This is a genomic window from Mumia sp. zg.B53 (assembly GCF_019550935.1).
Taxonomy (GTDB): domain Bacteria; phylum Actinomycetota; class Actinomycetes; order Propionibacteriales; family Nocardioidaceae; genus Mumia.
In genome coordinates this window covers 2,067,244-2,084,024 of sequence record NZ_JAHWCK010000001.1, presented here as the reverse complement: position 1 = coordinate 2,084,024, position 16,781 = coordinate 2,067,244, and the positions used below count along the sequence as shown (strand labels likewise).

Genomic DNA, 16,781 nt, shown 5'->3' with positions numbered 1-16,781 from the left:
ATGCTTCTTCCCCGACCCCGCGGGCCGCTGAGCGCCCGCCTGCGTCGCCTCCTCCTCGACGGGGTCGAGGAGATCGACGACCTCGAGACCGCTACGGAAGGTCACGCCTCGTCGGTTCCTCCCGACTCGGTGCTGCACGACGAGGACCTCCAGCTGAGCCTCTGGATGATCTACGAGCTGAGCTTCCGTGGCTTCGACGACGTCGATGACCGGTGGGAGTGGGCTCCCGAGATCGCGGGCCTCCGTACGGTGCTCGAGCGCCCGTTCGAGCAGTGGCTGCGTGACGTGACCGAGGGATGGGTGAGCCGGACCCTCGCGGTCGAGGGTGACGTCGCCGACAAGATCTTTGCTCTCACCGACGGCTTCGACGAGGGGCCGGACCTGTCCCGCTTCATCCGCAAGGAGGCGACGCCCGACCACGTGCGCGACTTCCTGCGTCAACGCAGCATCTACCACCTCAAGGAGTCCGACCCCCACACGTTCGTCATCCCCCGACTCACCGGTCCCGCCAAGGCTCACCTGGTGGAGCTGCAGTACGACGAGTACGGCGGCGGACGCCCCGGGTTCCTGCACCACGAGCTGTTCGCGGTCACCCTTCGTGAGGCCGGGCTCGACGACGCGTACGGCGCCTACATCGAGGAGGCCGACGGACCCACCCTCGCCGCCACGAACGCCATGTCGCTCTTGTGCCTCCACCGGCGCCTCCGCGGGGTGGCGATGGGCCATCTCGCCGCCTTCGAGGCGACGAGCTCCATCCCCTGCCGCAGGATCGCCGCTGGCCTCCGTCGTACGGGGTTCAGCGACGACGCTGCGCGCTACTACGACGAGCACGTCGAGGCCGACGCCGTCCACGAGCAGCTCGCCGCCCGCGAGATCTGCGGCACGCTCGTCGACTCCGGTGACGTCTCCGTGCGCGACGTCGTCTTCGGTGCGGCCGCGTGCCTCGTCCTCGACCGCTATCAGTCCGAGAGCCTGATGGCCCGCTGGGACGGCGCCCACACGCCCGACCAGCTGGAGGCGGCCCGGTGAGCGGCTCGCTCGGCCGGCCCCGTCCCGAGGTGGTGCTCTGCCCGGGAGGCCCTGCCCTCATCCGCAGCGACGTCCCTGCGGTCGACGTGGTCGTCACCGACGCGCAGCAGACGGTGGACAGGCCTGTGGTCGCCTTCTGCCGGTGCGGACGGACGGGACGCGAGCCCTGGTGCGACGGCACCCACAAGCTCGCGCGTGGCGCCGGCGCACCCAGGAAGCTGCCTCGATCGGATCGGTGAGACCTCGCGCACGACGAGGCCCGGCCGACTCGGCGCCGCAGCGCGTGCCGACAGTCATCGCGGCCCTTGCCGCCAACCGGTCGCGTCCCGCAGGGTGGAGGGAACCGACGATCCCGGAGACGAGGACCTCCATGCCTGAAGAGAGGCGCGTGCAGGGCGAGACGCTCGACGAGCGGCTGACCCGCAACTGGAGTGAGCTCCTCCAAGAGCTGAGAGTCGTGCAGACCGGTGTGCAGATCATCACCGCGTTCCTGCTCACGGTCGTGTTCACGAACCGCTTCGCCGAGCTGTCTCACGGCCAGGAGCTCGTCTACCTGGCGGTCCTGTCCGGCTCGGTCCTCGCCACGGCACTGCTCGTCGCGCCGGTGGCCATCCACCGCGCCCTGTTCCGGAAGGGGCAGCGGCTGTGGCTCGTGTCGGCGGCGCACGTGTGCGCGAGCCTGGGCCTGACGGCCTTCGCCTTCACCGTCTCCGGCGTGATGTGGCTGGTGTTCGACGTGGTCGTGGGACCGGTGTGGGCGTGGTGGGCGTTCGGCGCCTCCACGGTGGTGTTCGGATCACTCTGGGTGGGCCTGCCGCTGATCAACCGGCGTACGCGTTGACGCCTCGGGAGCAGGCGGCAGCCTGCGTGTGGCGACGAACCGCTCGGCGACGAACCGCAGCTTGAGGTTGTGGTGCTGGGAGTAGCGCTTGAGCACCTCGAACGCCCGTCGCTCGTCGAGGCCGAACCGCTCCATCAGGATGCCCTGCGCCTGGCCGACGAGCTTGCGTGCGTCGAGGGCGATGGTGAGGTTGACCTCCTGCTCGGCTCGTGCCAACGCGATCGCCGCATGCCGGGCGAGCAGGTGCGCGAGGGCCTCGTCGTCGTCGTCGAAGAACCGCGGCTTCTCGGAGTAGAGCGACACCATGCCGATGCGACGCCCGTCGTGGACCAGGCTGACCGCGAGAAGGCTCACAAGGTCCATCGCCGTGACCGCCGCGCACCACCGCGGCCACCGCGCCTCGTGCGCGAGATCGTTCGACCTGAGCGTCCGGTCTCGACTCGCGGAGTACCACGGCCCCTCGTCCAGCTCGCGCTGCAGCTCGTCGGCACGACGGACGACGTCGGCCGTGGCGGCGACCGTCTCGAAGTTTCCGCCGGCGCGGAGCATCTCGACCCCGGCGTGGTCCATCTCGAGGAGCTCGCAGAGGTACTTGACGACCTGCTCGGCGGTCGCCCGAGGGGAGTCCGCCGCGTGCAGCTCGACTGCGAGGTCGGTGAGCTCCTGAAGGTCGAGGACGTCGTCAGCCATACGGTCTCGCCATCTCCGGAAGGAAGACTGCTGAGACCCTCACACTAGTCCCGGGCGGTTGTCGGGATCAACGACGGCCGCTCGCTCGGCTCGCCGGCGGTGTCAGCGGGTCGGCGCCGGTGTCAGGTGCGGCCGTCGCAGGGCCGAGCGGTCGGCAAGGTCGAGGATCCGAGACTGCACCTCGACCTCGGGGCAGACAGGGCGGCGCAGGGCGAGGGCTTGAGGGAGTCGGGTGAGCGCGTCGACGACCCCCAGGACCTCTGCCCACCCGGCGCGCGAGTGCCGGACGATCCTCCGCGCCACGGTGCGCGCCGGAAGCCGCATGACCGCGGTGAGGACGTCGTTGCGGGCCAGGCGTCGCCGGCGGCCGCGGGTGTCCTTGGCCGGGGCCGGCACATGGCGGGCGACGACGTCGTCCAGGTAGCACAGACGGTGTCCGGCGTCGGCGAGGTCCAGCGCCACCCGTTCCTCCTCGCCGTAGATCTGCACCAAGGGATCGAAGCCGCCGACGTCGAGGAGCGCGTCGCGACGTACGACGGCGGCGCAGGCCATGAACCCGAGCACCGTCGTCCCGGGGTCGGAGGTCGTCCGCGGAAGGGGTGAGCGGGCCAGCGCGTCGCAGAACGGATCAGGCGTCGCGTCCTCGCCGACGAGCACGCGGGCTGCGACGAGACCGATCGACGGGTGGGCGTCCATGACGTCGGCGGCGAGCGCCAACGAGCCCGGAGCCCACCACGAGTCGTCGTCGGCGAACGCCACGTAGCGCGACGTGGCCGCCCGCGTGCCGACGTTGCGCGCGACAGCGCCGGTGTTCTCGTCGAGCTCGATCACCCGTGCTTCGGGAACGAGCTCACGGGCCCTGTCGGAGGAACCGTCGGTCGAGCCGTTGTCGACGACGATGAGCGGGGGCTGGTTGTGGACGAGGGACCTCTCGAGTCGGGCTCGGCCGTCACGGGTGATTACGACGGTCGTGACCCGGTCGTCGGTCTCTGGGCGCTGCTGCGCTGCCGGTGACATGGTCATGGTTGGCCGGTGCCCATCGGTCACCACAGCAATCGATCCACGGGCGGTTGATCCGTGGATCATCTGCCGCGGACCACCGCGGAGAAGCGTTTGTCCGAGAACCGTTTCTCCGGTCGGCTTCCGGGGAACCGTGCCTCCATGGACAACAGCAGAGGCGGTTCCAGACTGCTCGCGGTCCGGCTCGACAGTGCGGGTGACGTCCTCGTCGCCGGGCCGGCCGTACGAGCGATGGCCGCCCGCGGAACCGTCGATCTGCTCACCGGTCCGGCCGGAGCCGACGCGGCTCGTCTCCTTCCCGGTGTGGACGAGGTCCACACCTGGTCCTGCCCGTGGATCGTCGCCGACCCGCCTGCGGTCGATCCGGCCTCGACCGACGCGCTCGTCACGATGCTCGCCGGTCGCTACGACCATGCGGTCGTGTTCACGTCCTTCCACCAGTCGGCCCTCCCGACCGCACTCCTGTTGAGGCTGGCCGGGGTGCGACGGATCAGTGCCTTCAGCGAGGACTACCCCGGTTCGCTCCTCGACGACCGGGTGGCGCCGCCCGGGGACGTGCCGGAGGCTGAGCGGGCGCTGCACCTGGCGACCCAGGCCGGCTTCGCGCTGCCCGTCGGGGACGACGGCCTGCTCAGCGTCCGCACGGCTGCGGCCCCCGAAGGACTCGACCGAGGCCGGTTCGTCGTCGTCCACCCTGGCACGAGTGCTCCCGCACGGGCGTGGCCCGCGCAGCGGTGGCGCGACTGCGTCCGAGCGCTCGACGAGGCGGGGCACCGTGTCCTCGTCTCGGGCAGCCCCTCCGAACGCGAGCTCACCGCCGTCGTCGCCGGGTCGCGCGGAGTCGACCTCGGTGGACGGACCACCCTCGCGCAGCTGGCAGCCCTGCTGTCACGTGCCGACGCTCTCGTGGTGGCCAACACCGGACCGGCCCACCTCGCAGCCGCGACCCGCACACCCGTCGTCTCGCTCTTCGCGCCGACGGTGCCGTTGCGCCGGTGGGCGCCGTACGGTGTCCCGCTCGCCGTCCTGGGTGATCAGCAGGCGCCGTGCCGCGGGACGCGGGCTGTGCAGTGCCCGGTGCCGAACCACCCCTGCCTCGGGTCGGTGACGGCTACCGACGTCGTGGAGGCGCTCGAAGAGCTGCTGCGACGGACGAACGGCGGCGGCACCTCATCCGCCGCGACGAATCCCCCTCCTAGGAAAAACGAGGTACACGCATGAGGATCGCGATGGTCTCGGAGCATGCGAGTCCGCTGGCGACGCTGGGAGGCGTCGACGCCGGCGGTCAGAACGTTCACGTGGACGCCCTCGCGGCCGGGCTGGCGGCACGTGGCAACGACGTCGTCGTCTACACCCGCCGTGACTCGCCCCGTCTCGCCGACCGGGTCCTCACGCCGAGCGGCTACGTCGTGGAGCACGTCCCTGCCGGCCCGCCTACGGAAGTGCCGAAGGACGACCTGTGGCCGTTCATGGAGGACTTCGCCGCCTACCTGGGCCAGCGCTGGGACGAGGACCCGCCGGACGTGGTCCACGCGCACTTCTGGATGAGCGGCGCTGCCACCACGTGGGCCGCGCGACGCGTCGGCATCCCGGTGGCCCAGACCTTCCACGCGCTCGGCACGGTCAAACGTCGCCATCAGGGCAGCGCCGACACGAGCCCTCCCGCCCGCCTCGACATCGAGGCGGAGCTCTGTCGCTCGGTGGACCTCGTCGTCGCCACCTGCACCGACGAGGTGCGGGAGCTGGTGGCGATGGGGGCGGACCCGGCGCGTGTCCGCGTGGTCCCGTGCGGCGTCGACACCGGTCTCTTCCGACCCCGCCCGGCGGAGTCGCCGATCCGTCCGCGGATCCTCAGCGTCGGGCGGCTCGTCGAGCGCAAGGGAGTCGCTGACGTCGTCGCTGCCCTGGGTCGGCTCCCCGAGGTCGAGCTGCACGTCGTCGGAGGCCCGTCGCGCGACGGGCTGGACCTCGACCCGGAGGTCGAGCGACTTCGTTCCATCGCCGCCGAGCACCAGGTCGAGGACCGCGTCGTCTTCCACGGCGGCGTCGCTCGAGAGCGGATGCCCGAGGTGTTCGCCGCCGCCGACGTCGTGGTCTCGACACCCTGGTACGAGCCGTTCGGGATCGTGCCGCTCGAGGCCATGGCCTGCGGGCGCCCTGTCGTGGGCACGGCCGTGGGCGGCCTCCTCGACACGATCGAGCCCGGTGTCACCGGCGAGCTCGTCCCGCCGCGCGACCCGGCAGCGCTCGCCGAGGCGCTGGCGGGCCTCCTCGCCGACCCGGCCCGACGCGAGGCCTACGGCCACGCCGGTGCGGCGCGCGCCGCGGCGTACGCCTGGGAGGACGTCTCCCGGCGGACGGAGGAGGCGCTGCGGGCCCTGGTCGTCGCCGGCCGTGGAGAGGTGGTCCCGCGATGACGACCACCGATCACGTCGCCCACCTGCGAGAGGCGCTCGACACCTTCGACGAGGGCTGCGCGGTCCTGGAGTCCTGGGGCGCCGCGATGGTCCCGATGCTGACCTCCGGAGGGCGGCTCCTCGCGGTCGGCAACGGCGGGAGCGCCGCGCAGGCCCAGCACCTGACCGCTGAGCTCGTCGGCCGCTACCAGGGTGACCGCCGTCCGTTCTCGGCCATCTGCCTGAGCGCGGAGACGTCCAGCCTGACCGCCATCACCAACGACTACCCGCCCGAGGAGCTGTTCGCCCGACAGGTCGAGGCGCACGGTCGGCCGGGCGACATCCTGGTCGCGCTCTCGACCAGCGGCGCCAGCCCCAACGTCGTCGCGGCCGCTGAACGCGCCCGGGCCTGCGGTCTGGACGTCTGGGCCCTGACCGGGCCCGCCCCGAACCCCCTCGCCGAGGTGGCGGACGCGGTGGTGGCCATCGACGCGAAGTCGACCGCCACGGTCCAGGAGATGCACCTGGTCGCGCTGCACCTCCTCTGCGAGGCGTTCGATGAGCGCCTCGCAGAGAGCGACTCGTCGGGCCGGGTCGACGACGAGGCGCAGCGGTGACGCCGCGCGTGCTGGTCGTCGGGGAGGCCATGCTCGACGTCGACCTCGACGGGCGGGCCTCGCGGTTGTCCCCCGACGCACCGGTGGCCGTCGTCGACGACCCGGTCGAGCGACCGCGCCCCGGCGGCGCCGCGCTTGCCGCGGCCCTCGCCGCCTCCGACGGTGCGCGCGTCGTCCTCGCGACACCGCTCGGCAACGACGCCGACGCCGACCGTCTTCGTGCCCTTCTCCCGCCGGAGGTGGAGGTCGTAGCCCTGCCGTCCGACGGGGGGACGCCCGTGAAGCGGCGCGTCCTGGCCGCCGGTCAGGTGCTCGTGCGGCTGGACACCGGCGGCACGAGCGGCAGCTGGGAGACGCCGCCCGCCGACCTGGAGGCCGCCGTGAGTGCCGCCGACGCCGTGCTCGTCGCCGACTACGGCCGCGGGCTGACATCCCTTCCCGCTCTGCGGGAGCTCGTCGCCCGGGCCGCCGAGCGGGTCCCGGTCGTCTGGGACCCGCACCCGCGTGGCGGGAGGCCGGCTGACAACACGTGGCTGTGCCTGCCGAACCAGAGCGAGCTGGCACGGCTCGACGGCAGTGAGCCGACAGGGATCGGCGAGGTCGGAGACGCCGCCCGCCGGGTGCGCGAGCGGCTGGGCACCCGCGCGCTCGCCGTGACGCTCGGGGAGCGCGGCGCGCTCCTGGTCCAGGGCGACGCGCCGCCCGCGGTGTTCGTCGTCGACCCCGTCCGAGGCGAGGACACGTGCGGCGCTGGCGACAGGTTCGCTGCCTCGGCGACCGTACGGCTCGCGCGGGGTGACCTGATGTCCGAGGCCGTCGAGCACGCCGCCCGGGCGGCGGCAGGCTTCGTCGCCGCGGGCGGGGCGACGGCGTACGGCGCCGACGCCACTCCGACACCCTCGGACGACGTCCCGTCCCACCACGACGGCTCCACGGCGCGCGACACCGTCGCCCGGGTCCGCGCAGGCGGCGGTGTCGTCGTCGCCACCGGCGGGTGCTTCGACCTGCTGCACGCCGGCCACGTGGCCACCCTCCAGGCTGCACGCCGGCTGGGTGACTGCCTCGTCGTGCTGCTCAACTCCGACGCCTCCGTCCGCGGGCTCAAGGGCCCGGGCCGACCGCTGGTCCCGGCCCGCGACCGGGCGCGCGTGCTCGCGTCGCTGGCCTGCGTGGACGCCGTCGTCGTCTTCGAGGAGGACCGGCCGGACGCCGCGTTGCAGGAGATCCGACCCGACCTGTGGGTCAAGGGCGGCGACTACGCCGGCGGACCGCTGCCCGAGCAGCAGGTCCTGGACCGGTGGGGCGGTCGGAGCATGGTGCTCCCCTACCTGAGCGGGCGCTCCACGACCGGTCTGGTCGCGGCCGCCAACCGGAACGCCTGAGCGGCATCCGGACGAACGTCCACGAGAGGAGAAGCGATGAGTGTAGGAACCGTTCTCGTCACCGGAGGCGCCTCGGGCCTCGGAGCGGCGGTCGCCGCAGCGGTCGACAAGGCCGGCGGGCGACCGTACGTCCTCGACCGGGTCGCCCCCGACTCGCCGTACGACCACACCGTGGTCGACCTGGCTGACACCGGCGCCGCGACCCGGGCCGTGGAGGAGGCGATCGAGCGCACAGGCGGTCTGCACGGGGTCGTCACATGCGCCGGCACCGACGCCTGCGGCAAGCTTGAGGACGTGCCGCTCGCGGACTGGGAGCGCGTGATCGCCGTGAACCTGCTCGGCACGGCAGCCGTCGTCCGAGCCGCCCTGCCGTCGCTGCGGACCGAGCGGGGTCGCATCGTGACGGTCGCCTCGACGCTCGGGCTGCGCGCCCTTCCCGATGCGACGGCGTACTGCGCGTCGAAGTTCGGCGTCGTCGGCTTCAGCCGAGCACTCGCCGCCGAGCTCGCCGGAGACGTCGGTGTGACGATGCTCGTCCCGGGCGGGATGCAGACGGCATTCTTCGACGGGCGCACCGAGCAGTACAAGCCTCCAGCCGACGCGATGCTCAACGCACCCGAGGACGTCGCGCGGGCCGTGCTCTTCGCGCTGGAGACGCCTGCCGGGTGCGAGGTCCGGGAGCTCGTCGTGACACCGTCGGTCGAGCCCTCGTGGCCATGACGCCGCCGCCCGCAGCACCTCACCCCACGCGGGTGGTGGTGCTGCGGGCACTCGGGCTCGGCGACCTCCTGGCCGCCGTACCCGCCCTCCGGGCACTGCGCGGCGCTCTCCCCGACGCCTCCGTCACCCTCCTCGGTCCCCGCGACGTCGGTGGGCTCCTCCGCGACGCCGGACTCGTCGACGCGGTCGTTGCCCACCAGGGGCTCGATCCGCTTCCCGAGGCGGTCCACGGCGCGGACCTGGCCGTGAACCTCCACGGGAAGGGCCCGCAGAGCCACCGGCTCCTCCGCGCGACGCGTCCGGGCCGCCTGGTCGGCTTCGCGGACGTGACCACCGGAACCGTGGGGCCGGTGTGGGACGACACGGAGCACGAGCGCGCGCGGTGGTGCCGCCTCGTCCGCGAGACGTTCGGGGTCAGCGCCGACCCCGACGACGCCCGCATCTCTCCAGAGCTGCCAGAGCCCTTGGCTCGCGCGGCGGTGGTCGTGCATCCCGGAGCCGCGGCCGGGTCCCGCCGGTGGCCCGCGGAACGCTGGGCGGAGGTCGCCGCGCGGATGGCCGCCCACGGCGACGTGGTGGTCACCGGTTCCCCCGCCGAGCGCACGCTCGCCCGGGAGGTGGCCGCCGGCGCCTCCCTGCCGCCGGAGTCCGTGCTCGCCGGCACCACCGACGTACGCGACCTGGCCGCCCTGGTCGCCTCGGCCCGGCTGGTGCTCTCCTCCGACACCGGCGTGGCTCACCTCGCCCCGGCCTTCGGCACGCCGTCCGTCACGCTGTTCGGGCCCACGTCGCCCACGACGTGGGGTCCGCCCCCCGGGCGTACGCACCGTGTCCTCTGGCGCGGAGACACCGTCGGCGCCTCCTACCAGGGGGATCCGCACGGTGCCCTGATCGACCCCGTGCTGGGCTCGATCGAGGCCGCCGAGGTCGTCGCGGCGGCGGAGGCCGCTCTCGCCCAGGGCATGCGCCCCCCGTCCGTGGGTACCCCGCAGGCATGAGGGAACCGATGACCCGGCAGCGCGACCTCGACGACGCACACGTGCTCGTCACCGGCGGAGCCGGCTTCCTCGGCTCCGCGCTGTGCGAGGCGATGCTGTCGCACGGCGCCCGGGTCACCTGCGTGGACGACGAGTCCACCGGGTCGGCGGCCAACGTCGCCGGTGCCGGCACGAACCCCCGCTTCCGTCTCCTGATCACCGACGTCGTCGAGGTCGACCTCCCTGCGATCCGTGCGGAGCAGGGTGCCGTGGACGTCGTCATGCACCTCGCGGCGACGGCGTCGCCCGTGCACTACCTGCGGATGCCGGTGCACACGCTGCGCACGGGCAGCGTCGGGACGCTGCGCGCGCTCGAGGCCGCAGCCGCCGACGGCGCGCGCTTCGTGCTGGCCTCGACGTCGGAGGTGTACGGCGACGCGCAGGTCAGCCCGCAGCACGAGGCCTACTGGGGCAACGTGAACCCGATCGGGCCACGCGCGGTGTACGACGAGGCCAAGCGCTTCTCGGAGGCTGCCGCGTTCGCGTTCCGGCGCTCGCTCGACCTCGACGTCGGCGTCGTCCGCATCTTCAACACCTACGGTCCTCGGATGGGGCTCGACGACGGCCGGGTGGTGTCGACGTTCCTGGCCCAGGCGCTGCGCGGCGAGCCGCTCACCATCCAGGGGGACGGCTCCCAGACGCGGTCGTTCTGCTACGTCGAGGACACCGTGCGTGCGCTCGTGGCGATGGCGACGGCGGACGAGCCCGGACCGGTCAACATCGGCAACCCGCACGAGATCACGGTGCTGGAGCTGGCACAGCGCGTCCTCGCCGTGACCGGCTCCCGGTCGCCGGTCGTGCACGTCGGCCTCCCGGAGGACGACCCGGCGCGGCGCTGTCCCGACATCACGCGCGCCGGCGAGACCTTGGGCTGGAAGCCCGAGGTCGACCTCGACGACGGTCTCGCCCGGACCGCCGCCTGGGTCCGCGAGCAGGTCAGCGCACCTGCGCCACCCACTTCAGCACCTCGTCGACCGCGCAGCGAAGATCTGGTCGTACGAACGCTGCTGCCGCGACCTCCTCGGGACGCGTGACGTCGTTCGGGACCATGATCCCGCGCGCGCCCGCGGCCCGGGCCGCCTCGACGTCGGCACCGATGTCCCCGATCACGACGCACCGCTCGACGGGCACGCCCAGCGCTGCGCACGCCTCCAGCACCATCCGCGGCGCGGGTTTGCGGCACGCGCACCCGTCCTCCGGGGCGTGCGGGCAGATCTTCTCGACGTCGAACGGCCCGAGCAGCTGCTCGACCCGGCGGTTCACGGCGTCGACCTGCTCACGCTCGAGGAACCCCCGCCCGACGCCTGACTGGTTGGTGATGATCCCGACGTACGCGCCGGCGCCGCGCAGCCTCTGCAGGGCCTCGGCGGCCCCCTCGACCGGCTCGACCTTCTCGGGGTCCCCGTTGTAGGGGACGTCGTGCACCAGCGTCCCGTCGCGGTCGAAGAGGACCAGCCATCGACGCTCCGGCCAGGCCTCCACCCGACGGTGCAGGACCGCTCCGCGCAGGGCGTGCCAGCTCGCGGTCGGCGGGATGACGGCGCTGGTCCACAGCATGCGGACCGTCTCGGCGCGTGAACGCGACCCGGGGAGCCAGCGCGCCAGGAAGAGCTCGGACGTGCCCGCCGCCCATCCCGCGAGGGCGGCCACCGCTGTGCGTCGGCGCCCCGCTGCCAGGGCCAGCGCGCCGCCCGCGCCGAGCACCGTGATCGCGACGTGCCGGACGAGCCGCCCCGGTGGAGCCTCGGCGAGGGTGCGCCAACGTGGTCCGTGCAGCGCACGCATCAACCGGTCGTCGGCATTGCCCCGCTGCGCACGCACGCTCACCCCTGCGCGCTCGGCGCGCACCGGGTGCACCACGGTGCGCGCACCACGCACGAGTTGCGCACCGTTCGCCCTCATCCGCAGCGCCAGGTCGGCGTCCTCTCGGTAGGCCCGCGGGAAGCGCTCGTCGAATCCTCCGACGGCGACGAAGGCTGTGCGTCGGTAGGTCATGTCGGCGGTGATCCACCGCGCCGTCGCGAGGCCGGCCGTCGCGCGCGCGAAGTCGTCTGGCCGTCGGTCGGTCGGCAGCGGGACCTCGACCCGTCCTTGAGTTCCCGCCACGTCCGGGGCGAGGCCGTCGAGGTCCTCGACGAGGCGCGCGGTCCACGCCGCCTCCGGCTCGACGTCGTCGTCGAGGAAGGAGATCCACGTCGTCCGGGCCTCCGCTGCGCCGAGGTTGCGCGCCGCCGCGGGCCCACGACCGTACGAGCGGACGACGCTCAACCACGACCGGCTCCCGTCCGGCGGGAGCGCCGCTACAACCTCCTGCAACGGACGGTCGTCGTCAGCCGGCCGATCATCCACCACCACGACGGCCGCCACACCCGGGCGCGGGGGCGCCAGGAACGTCGCGAGCACGCGCGCGAGCGACGGACGTCCGACGGTGGGGACGACGACCGTCGTGTCCACGACCGGTTGCCGCACGGCGCTCACCGATCCCTCTGTGCGGCGGTGTCCGGTGTCGGACGCGTGAGGACGTACGGGCCCATCACCAGCATCGAGACCGGGGCCGACCCGAACAGCTCCAGCGCGTCGCGCGGCGAGTCGACCATCGGCCGCCCGGCGGTGTTCAGGCTGGTGTTGACGAGCACGGGCACGCCGGTCCGTTCCTCGAAGGCCTCGAGCAGCGCGGCGAGGCGCGGCGTCCGCGTCCGGTCGACCGTCTGGACGCGTGCCGTGCCGTCGACGTGGACGACCGCCGGGATCCGCTCGCGCCACGGCGGCCGGACGTCGTGGACGAAGAGCATGTGCGGGGACGGCAGCGGGCCCCGGGTGAAGATGTCGGGCGCCCGGTCCTCCAGGACCATCGGCGCCACGGGGCGGAAGCTCTCCCTGCCCTTGACCGCGTTGAGACGGTCGAGGTTCTGCGGGTCGCGCGGGTCAGCGAGCAGCGAACGATGTCCGAGCGCCCGCGGGCCGAACTCGCTCGCCCCCTGGAACCATGCGACGATGCCGCCCTCGGCAAGCGTGTCGGCGACCATGCCCGCCAGGTCGTCGGGCCGCTCCGCCGGCCAGTGGGCGGCCCGCAGGGCCTGCTCGATCTCGTCGTCGTCGAACCGCCGCCCCAGGTCGGCCCCGGGCACAGGTCGCGTCGGTCCGTGCTCGGCCGCGACGGTCAGCGCCGCCCCGAGAGCCGTGCCCGCGTCGCCCGCTGCCGGCTGCGGCAGCACGTGCTCGTACGGCGTCTCGGCGAAGATCCTGGTGTTGGCGACACAGTTGAGGGCGACACCGCCGGCGAGCGCCAGGCGGTCGCCGCCGGTCTGTCCGTGCAGCCACCGCGCGAGGTCGATCACCGTGTCCTCCAGCACGCGCTGGGCGCTCGCGGCGAGGTCGGCGTGGTCGCGGGTCCACGGCTCGTCGGCGGCACGCTGCTTCGCGATCGCCGACCAGTCGACACGCTCGGTGACGAACCCGCCCTCGCCGTCGGCGTGGACGCGCTCGCGCAGGGCGTCGGCGTGCCGCGGCGTGCCGTACGAGGCGAGGGCCATGACCTTGTACTCGTCGCTGCTGCGGAGGAAGCCGAGGTGCTCGGTGAGGTCCTCGTAGAGCAGGCCCAGCGAGTGCGGGAGCCGCTGCCCCGCGAGCGGGTGGAGGACCCCTCCCTCATACCGTCCGGCGAGGTGGCTGGTGGCCTCACCACGCCCGTCGAGGACGAGCACGTCGGCGTGCCCGTCGGTCAGCGCCAGACCGGCCGATGCGGCGTGCGCGACGTGGTGCGGCACGAAGCGCACGTCGTCGGGGTCGAGCCCCGGGAGCGCGGCCGCCAGGAAGGCGGGGGCGCGGTCGGCGTACGCCTGGCGCAGGTCGTCCGACGGGTCGTGCAGACCGAGCGCGTCGATCGGCTCTGCCAGTGCCGGGTCGTAGGCGTAGGCGACGGCGTCCAGGTCGGACGGCCTCAGGCCCGCGTGGGCAAGGCACCAGCGCATCGCCTGCTCCGGCAGCTCCCACGCGGCGAACGGGACCGGGCGCTTGCCGTGCTTGCGGCGGCTGAACCTCTCCTCCTCCGCGGCGGCGACGACGAACCCGTCGACGACGAGGGCTGCCGAGGGGTCGTGGAAGAGGGCGTTCACTCCGAGGACCTTCATGGCGGTCGGGTTCCCCGAACCACGGCCGGGAAACGCTTCTCCACGCATAACCACCCGGGTGCCGGGAACCGCCTGGCCGTGAAGACATCGGTGATCGGGACGGGATACCTGGGCGCGACCCACGCCGCCTGCCTCGCGGCGGCGGGTCACGAGGTGGTGGCGTACGACGCCGATCGGGAGCGCCTCGCCGCACTGGCCGAGGGGCGCGTCCCGTTCCATGAGCCGGGCCTCGCCGACCTGCTCCGCTCCGGGGTCGCCAGCGGACGCCTCGTCTTCACCCACGACGTCGCCGACGTCGCGGACGCGGAGGTCCACTTCCTCTGCGTCGGCACACCCCAGGAGCGCGGGGGACGGGCCGCCGACCTGAGCGCCCTGCGTACGTCGGCGGTCGAGGTCGCCCGCCACGCGAGCCGCGAGTGCCTGGTGGTCGGACGCTCCACCGTCCCCGTCGGCACCGCCGACGACCTGGCCGGGCTGATGGCCGGCGAGGCTGACGTGCCGGTCTCCGTCGCGTGGAACCCCGAGTTCCTGCGCGAGGGGCACGCGGTCGACGACTCGCTCCACCCCGACCGGCTCGTCCTCGGCGTGCACGACGACGCGGCGTACGCGGTCCTCACCGAGGTCTACGCGCGGTGGGGGCGTCAAGGGACGCCGATCATCCGCACCGACCTGCGGACCGCCGAGCTCGCCAAGGTCTCGGCCAACGTCATGCTGGCGGCACGCATCTCCGTGGTGAACGTCCTCGCCGAGGTGTGCGAGCGTGCCGGCGCCGACGTCGACGACCTCGTCCGTGTGCTGGCGGCCGACCCCAGGATCGGCCCGGACGTCCTCCAGCCCGGTCTCGGCTACGGCGGGAGCTGCCTGCCCAAGGACACGCGCGCGTTCGTCGCGCGAGCGCACGAGCTCGACGTGGAGTCCGCCGCGCTCCTGCACCACGTCGACCTCGTCAACATGAGGCAGCGGGCCCGTACCGTCGACCTGGTGCGTGGCGTGTGGGGAGAGCGACGACGAGTCGCAGTCCTCGGGATCGCGTTCAAGCCCGGTTCCGACGACGTCCGGGACTCACCCGCCCTCGACGTCGCGACGACCCTCCACCGCCTCGGTGCCGAGGTCCGCGTGCACGACCCGCGTGCCGCCGCGCAGGCCGCACGCGTGGCCGACCACCTCACGTACGCGTCCTCCGTCGAGGAGGCCTGCGCCGACGCCGACGTCGTCACCGTGCTCACCGCCTGGGACGACTACACCGCGCTCGACCCGGTGGCGCTCCGCGAGGAGGTCACCGCTCCGGTGGTGGTCGACGGCCGGACCTGCCTCGACGCGGACAAGTGGCGAGCTGCGGGATGGGACTTCCACGGACTGGGGAGGCCGGCATGCGCGTCCTGATCTGGCACGTCCACGGCTCGTGGGCGACGTCGTTCCTCCAGGGGCCCCACGAGTACCTCGTCCCCGTCAACGCCGAGCGCGACGCCGACGGACGCGGGCGCGCACGCACGTGGGACTGGCCGGGCTCCGTCCGGGAGGTGACCGCCGACGAGCTCGCCACGACGCCGTTCGACCTCGTGGTCCTGCAACGACCGCACGAGGAGCAGCTGCTGCGGAGCTGGACCGGCCTGCGTGCCGGCGAGGACGTCCCGGCGGTCTACGTCGAGCACAACACTCCCCCTGGCGACGCCGTCCGGAGCGTCCACCCGCTCGCGGACCGTCCCGACGTGCCGATCGTCCATGTCACGCCTTTCAACCGTGCGTACTGGGACTGCGGCACGACACCGACGCACGTCGTCGAGCACGGCGTCGTCGATCCCGGGCACCGCTACACCGGGGAGTGGCCTCGCGCGGCGGTCGTCATGAACGAACCGGTGCGCCGCACGCGGGTGCTCGGGACCGACCTCCTCCCCACCATCGCCGAGTCGGTTCCTCTCGACGTGTTCGGGATGGGCGTCACGCCGCTCGCAGAGGCCGACTGGGCCCGCCGGGTCTGGACGTACGAGGACCTCCCGCAGGACATCATGCACGACGAGGTGGCCCGCCGGCGCGTGTACGTCCACACCGCGCGATGGACCTCTCTCGGCCTGTCGCTGATCGAGGCGATGTTCCTCGGGCTGCCGGTTGTCGCCTTCGCGGGCACGGAGGCACCCCGCGCGGTCGGCGACGGCGGCGTCACCTCCGCCGACCCGCGGGCGATGCGCGACGCGGCCGCCCGGTTCGTCGCCGAGCCGATGCTCGCCGAGGAGACCGGGGCGGCCGCGCGGGAACGTGCGTGCGCGAGGTTCGGCCTCGAACGGTTTCTCGCCGACTGGGAGGCCGTCCTGGACGACGTCGCGGACGGGGTCAGGAGCCCGGCCACGCTCCGGTGACCCGCTGGAACCCGCGGGCACCGGCCCGGTCGATGCTGGCCTTCACGACCGCGTAGATCATGCCCTGGATCGCCGACGCGAGCAGGAGCTCCCGCCAGCCGTACGAGGACTCCGCGAGCGGGTCGGGCGTCTCGTCCTCGTCGGAGATCCGCTTCCAGACCTGCTTGAAGATCATCCCGGCGATCATGCCTCCGGCCATGCCGGAGATCAGTCCGATGGGGCGGTACGCCAGCTTCGCAGCGTTGGGCATCACGTGCTCCTCTCGTCGGACTCGCCTGGGGCGAGACCGGGCTCGTTCGGTTCTTCCGGCTGCGGCTCGTTGGGCCGCGGGGAACCGGGGTTCGTGCGCGGGTCGGTCCGGGGGTCGGTGACGGGGTCGTCGCCTTCGGGCTCGGTCTTCGGTCGTGCGCCCCCATCGTCACCGGTCTGAGCGGTCGCCACCACCCTCACCCCGCACCGCTGCTCGGGCAGTACCTGCTCCGACCGGCCGAGCAGCCCGAAGCCGGTCTCCTCCTGCACCTTCTCGATCGTGGCAGTCATGTGCAGCGGGTGCCCGGAAGCCCGG

18 protein-coding genes are annotated in these 16,781 nt (G+C 73.2%); 12 read left to right on the top strand and 6 right to left on the bottom strand.

The genetic code is table 11. The features are described from left to right. The 3 genes from KV102_RS10175 to KV102_RS10165 all read left to right on the top strand — a co-directional run bounded on the left by KV102_RS10175 (nucleotide 1) and on the right by KV102_RS10165 (nucleotide 1,870). Entirely contained in the window at nucleotides 1-1,029 is a 1,029-nt protein-coding gene (locus KV102_RS10175) for an iron-containing redox enzyme family protein (protein ID WP_220343471.1), read from the top strand. Beyond that, nucleotides 1,026-1,268: a CDGSH iron-sulfur domain-containing protein gene (locus KV102_RS10170; RefSeq protein WP_220343470.1), complete on the top strand. Its 243-nt coding sequence runs from the start codon at nucleotides 1,026-1,028 to the stop codon at nucleotides 1,266-1,268. The genes KV102_RS10175 and KV102_RS10170 overlap by 4 nt, the downstream gene beginning before the upstream one ends. Nucleotides 1,269-1,399: 131 nt before the next feature. Then, nucleotides 1,400-1,870 carry a DUF6328 family protein gene (locus tag KV102_RS10165; RefSeq protein ID WP_220343469.1) on the top strand — a complete coding sequence of 157 codons (471 nt, stop codon included), beginning with the start codon at nucleotides 1,400-1,402 and terminating at the stop codon, nucleotides 1,868-1,870. Here KV102_RS10165 and KV102_RS10160 read toward each other — a convergent pair. Together KV102_RS10160 and KV102_RS10155 are read right to left on the bottom strand one after the other, a co-directional pair. Then, nucleotides 1,826-2,560, bottom strand: coding sequence for a GAF and ANTAR domain-containing protein (locus KV102_RS10160; RefSeq protein ID WP_220343468.1), 735 nt, complete (start codon nucleotides 2,558-2,560; stop codon nucleotides 1,826-1,828). The genes KV102_RS10165 and KV102_RS10160 overlap by 45 nt on opposite strands. Before the next feature lie 102 nt (nucleotides 2,561-2,662). Beyond that, on the bottom strand, nucleotides 2,663-3,583 hold the full coding sequence (locus KV102_RS10155; RefSeq protein WP_220343467.1) for a glycosyltransferase family 2 protein: 921 nt from the start codon (nucleotides 3,581-3,583) through the stop codon (nucleotides 2,663-2,665). A 138-nt stretch (nucleotides 3,584-3,721) separates the two neighbouring features. Between KV102_RS10155 and KV102_RS10150 the strand changes: the two genes are divergently transcribed. Genes KV102_RS10150 through KV102_RS10120 form a run of 7 tightly spaced genes read left to right on the top strand, consistent with a single transcriptional unit; the run spans nucleotide 3,722 to nucleotide 10,766 of the window. Beyond that, nucleotides 3,722-4,801: a glycosyltransferase family 9 protein gene (locus KV102_RS10150; protein ID WP_220346102.1), complete on the top strand. Its 1,080-nt coding sequence runs from the start codon at nucleotides 3,722-3,724 to the stop codon at nucleotides 4,799-4,801. Continuing rightward, on the top strand, nucleotides 4,798-5,997 hold the full coding sequence (locus tag KV102_RS10145; protein WP_220346101.1) for a glycosyltransferase: 1,200 nt from the start codon (nucleotides 4,798-4,800) through the stop codon (nucleotides 5,995-5,997). The genes KV102_RS10150 and KV102_RS10145 overlap by 4 nt, the downstream gene beginning before the upstream one ends. Then, the gene (locus tag KV102_RS10140) at nucleotides 5,994-6,593 is read left to right on the top strand and encodes an SIS domain-containing protein (RefSeq protein ID WP_220346100.1); all 600 of its coding nucleotides are present in this window, start codon (nucleotides 5,994-5,996) and stop codon (nucleotides 6,591-6,593) included. The genes KV102_RS10145 and KV102_RS10140 overlap by 4 nt, the downstream gene beginning before the upstream one ends. Further along, on the top strand, nucleotides 6,590-7,975 hold the full coding sequence (locus tag KV102_RS10135) for a PfkB family carbohydrate kinase (protein ID WP_220346099.1): 1,386 nt from the start codon (nucleotides 6,590-6,592) through the stop codon (nucleotides 7,973-7,975). Before KV102_RS10140 ends, KV102_RS10135 begins: the two co-directional genes overlap by 4 nt. Nucleotides 7,976-8,011: 36 nt before the next feature. Further along, the gene (locus KV102_RS10130; protein ID WP_220346098.1) at nucleotides 8,012-8,695 is read left to right on the top strand and encodes an SDR family oxidoreductase; all 684 of its coding nucleotides are present in this window, start codon (nucleotides 8,012-8,014) and stop codon (nucleotides 8,693-8,695) included. Continuing rightward, the gene (locus tag KV102_RS10125; RefSeq protein ID WP_220346097.1) at nucleotides 8,692-9,693 is read left to right on the top strand and encodes a glycosyltransferase family 9 protein; all 1,002 of its coding nucleotides are present in this window, start codon (nucleotides 8,692-8,694) and stop codon (nucleotides 9,691-9,693) included. The genes KV102_RS10130 and KV102_RS10125 overlap by 4 nt, the downstream gene beginning before the upstream one ends. Beyond that, nucleotides 9,690-10,766 carry an NAD-dependent epimerase/dehydratase family protein gene (locus KV102_RS10120; RefSeq protein ID WP_255560599.1) on the top strand — a complete coding sequence of 359 codons (1,077 nt, stop codon included), beginning with the start codon at nucleotides 9,690-9,692 and terminating at the stop codon, nucleotides 10,764-10,766. The genes KV102_RS10125 and KV102_RS10120 overlap by 4 nt, the downstream gene beginning before the upstream one ends. Here KV102_RS10120 and KV102_RS19580 read toward each other — a convergent pair. Both KV102_RS19580 and KV102_RS10110 read right to left on the bottom strand, forming a co-directional pair. Further along, nucleotides 10,669-12,210: an HAD-IIIA family hydrolase gene (locus KV102_RS19580; protein WP_308290289.1), complete on the bottom strand. Its 1,542-nt coding sequence runs from the start codon at nucleotides 12,208-12,210 to the stop codon at nucleotides 10,669-10,671. The two genes, KV102_RS10120 and KV102_RS19580, sit on opposite strands and share 98 nt — an antisense overlap. Next, entirely contained in the window at nucleotides 12,207-13,862 is a 1,656-nt protein-coding gene (locus KV102_RS10110) for a carbamoyltransferase C-terminal domain-containing protein (protein WP_220346096.1), read from the bottom strand. The genes KV102_RS19580 and KV102_RS10110 overlap by 4 nt, the downstream gene beginning before the upstream one ends. Before the next feature lie 78 nt (nucleotides 13,863-13,940). Here KV102_RS10110 and KV102_RS10105 point away from each other — a divergent pair, with 78 nt between their 5' ends. Both KV102_RS10105 and KV102_RS10100 read left to right on the top strand, forming a co-directional pair. Continuing rightward, a complete protein-coding gene (locus KV102_RS10105; protein WP_220346095.1) occupies nucleotides 13,941-15,245 on the top strand; it encodes a UDP-glucose/GDP-mannose dehydrogenase family protein in 1,305 nt (434 codons plus the stop codon). After that, nucleotides 15,233-16,216, top strand: coding sequence for a glycosyltransferase (locus tag KV102_RS10100; RefSeq protein ID WP_220346094.1), 984 nt, complete (start codon nucleotides 15,233-15,235; stop codon nucleotides 16,214-16,216). The genes KV102_RS10105 and KV102_RS10100 overlap by 13 nt, the downstream gene beginning before the upstream one ends. Here KV102_RS10100 and KV102_RS10095 read toward each other — a convergent pair. Together KV102_RS10095 and KV102_RS10090 are read right to left on the bottom strand one after the other, a co-directional pair. Continuing rightward, nucleotides 16,191-16,466: a DUF4235 domain-containing protein gene (locus KV102_RS10095; RefSeq protein ID WP_220343457.1), complete on the bottom strand. Its 276-nt coding sequence runs from the start codon at nucleotides 16,464-16,466 to the stop codon at nucleotides 16,191-16,193. The two genes, KV102_RS10100 and KV102_RS10095, sit on opposite strands and share 26 nt — an antisense overlap. Beyond that, nucleotides 16,466-16,756, bottom strand: a complete 291-nt coding sequence (locus KV102_RS10090) for a hypothetical protein (RefSeq protein WP_220343456.1) — start codon at nucleotides 16,754-16,756, stop codon at nucleotides 16,466-16,468. The genes KV102_RS10095 and KV102_RS10090 overlap by 1 nt, the downstream gene beginning before the upstream one ends. Between the last annotated feature and the right edge of the window lie 25 nt (nucleotides 16,757-16,781).

Coding starts and splice junctions, on each gene's coding strand:
- KV102_RS10110 (WP_220346096.1), bottom strand. CDS start 13,862: ATGAAGGTCCTCGGAGTGAACGCCCTCTTCCACGACCCCTCGGCAGCC.
- KV102_RS10160 (WP_220343468.1), bottom strand. CDS start 2,560: ATGGCTGACGACGTCCTCGACCTTCAGGAGCTCACCGACCTCGCAGTC.
- KV102_RS10155 (WP_220343467.1), bottom strand. CDS start 3,583: ATGACCATGTCACCGGCAGCGCAGCAGCGCCCAGAGACCGACGACCGG.
- KV102_RS10100 (WP_220346094.1), top strand. CDS start 15,233: ATGCGCGTCCTGATCTGGCACGTCCACGGCTCGTGGGCGACGTCGTTC.
- KV102_RS10140 (WP_220346100.1), top strand. CDS start 5,994: ATGACGACCACCGATCACGTCGCCCACCTGCGAGAGGCGCTCGACACC.
- KV102_RS10095 (WP_220343457.1), bottom strand. CDS start 16,466: ATGCCCAACGCTGCGAAGCTGGCGTACCGCCCCATCGGACTGATCTCC.
- KV102_RS10150 (WP_220346102.1), top strand. CDS start 3,722: ATGGACAACAGCAGAGGCGGTTCCAGACTGCTCGCGGTCCGGCTCGAC.
- KV102_RS10120 (WP_255560599.1), top strand. CDS start 9,690: ATGAGGGAACCGATGACCCGGCAGCGCGACCTCGACGACGCACACGTG.
- KV102_RS10165 (WP_220343469.1), top strand. CDS start 1,400: ATGCCTGAAGAGAGGCGCGTGCAGGGCGAGACGCTCGACGAGCGGCTG.
- KV102_RS10175 (WP_220343471.1), top strand. CDS start 1: ATGCTTCTTCCCCGACCCCGCGGGCCGCTGAGCGCCCGCCTGCGTCGC.
- KV102_RS10125 (WP_220346097.1), top strand. CDS start 8,692: ATGACGCCGCCGCCCGCAGCACCTCACCCCACGCGGGTGGTGGTGCTG.
- KV102_RS10145 (WP_220346101.1), top strand. CDS start 4,798: ATGAGGATCGCGATGGTCTCGGAGCATGCGAGTCCGCTGGCGACGCTG.
- KV102_RS10090 (WP_220343456.1), bottom strand. CDS start 16,756: ATGACTGCCACGATCGAGAAGGTGCAGGAGGAGACCGGCTTCGGGCTG.
- KV102_RS10130 (WP_220346098.1), top strand. CDS start 8,012: ATGAGTGTAGGAACCGTTCTCGTCACCGGAGGCGCCTCGGGCCTCGGA.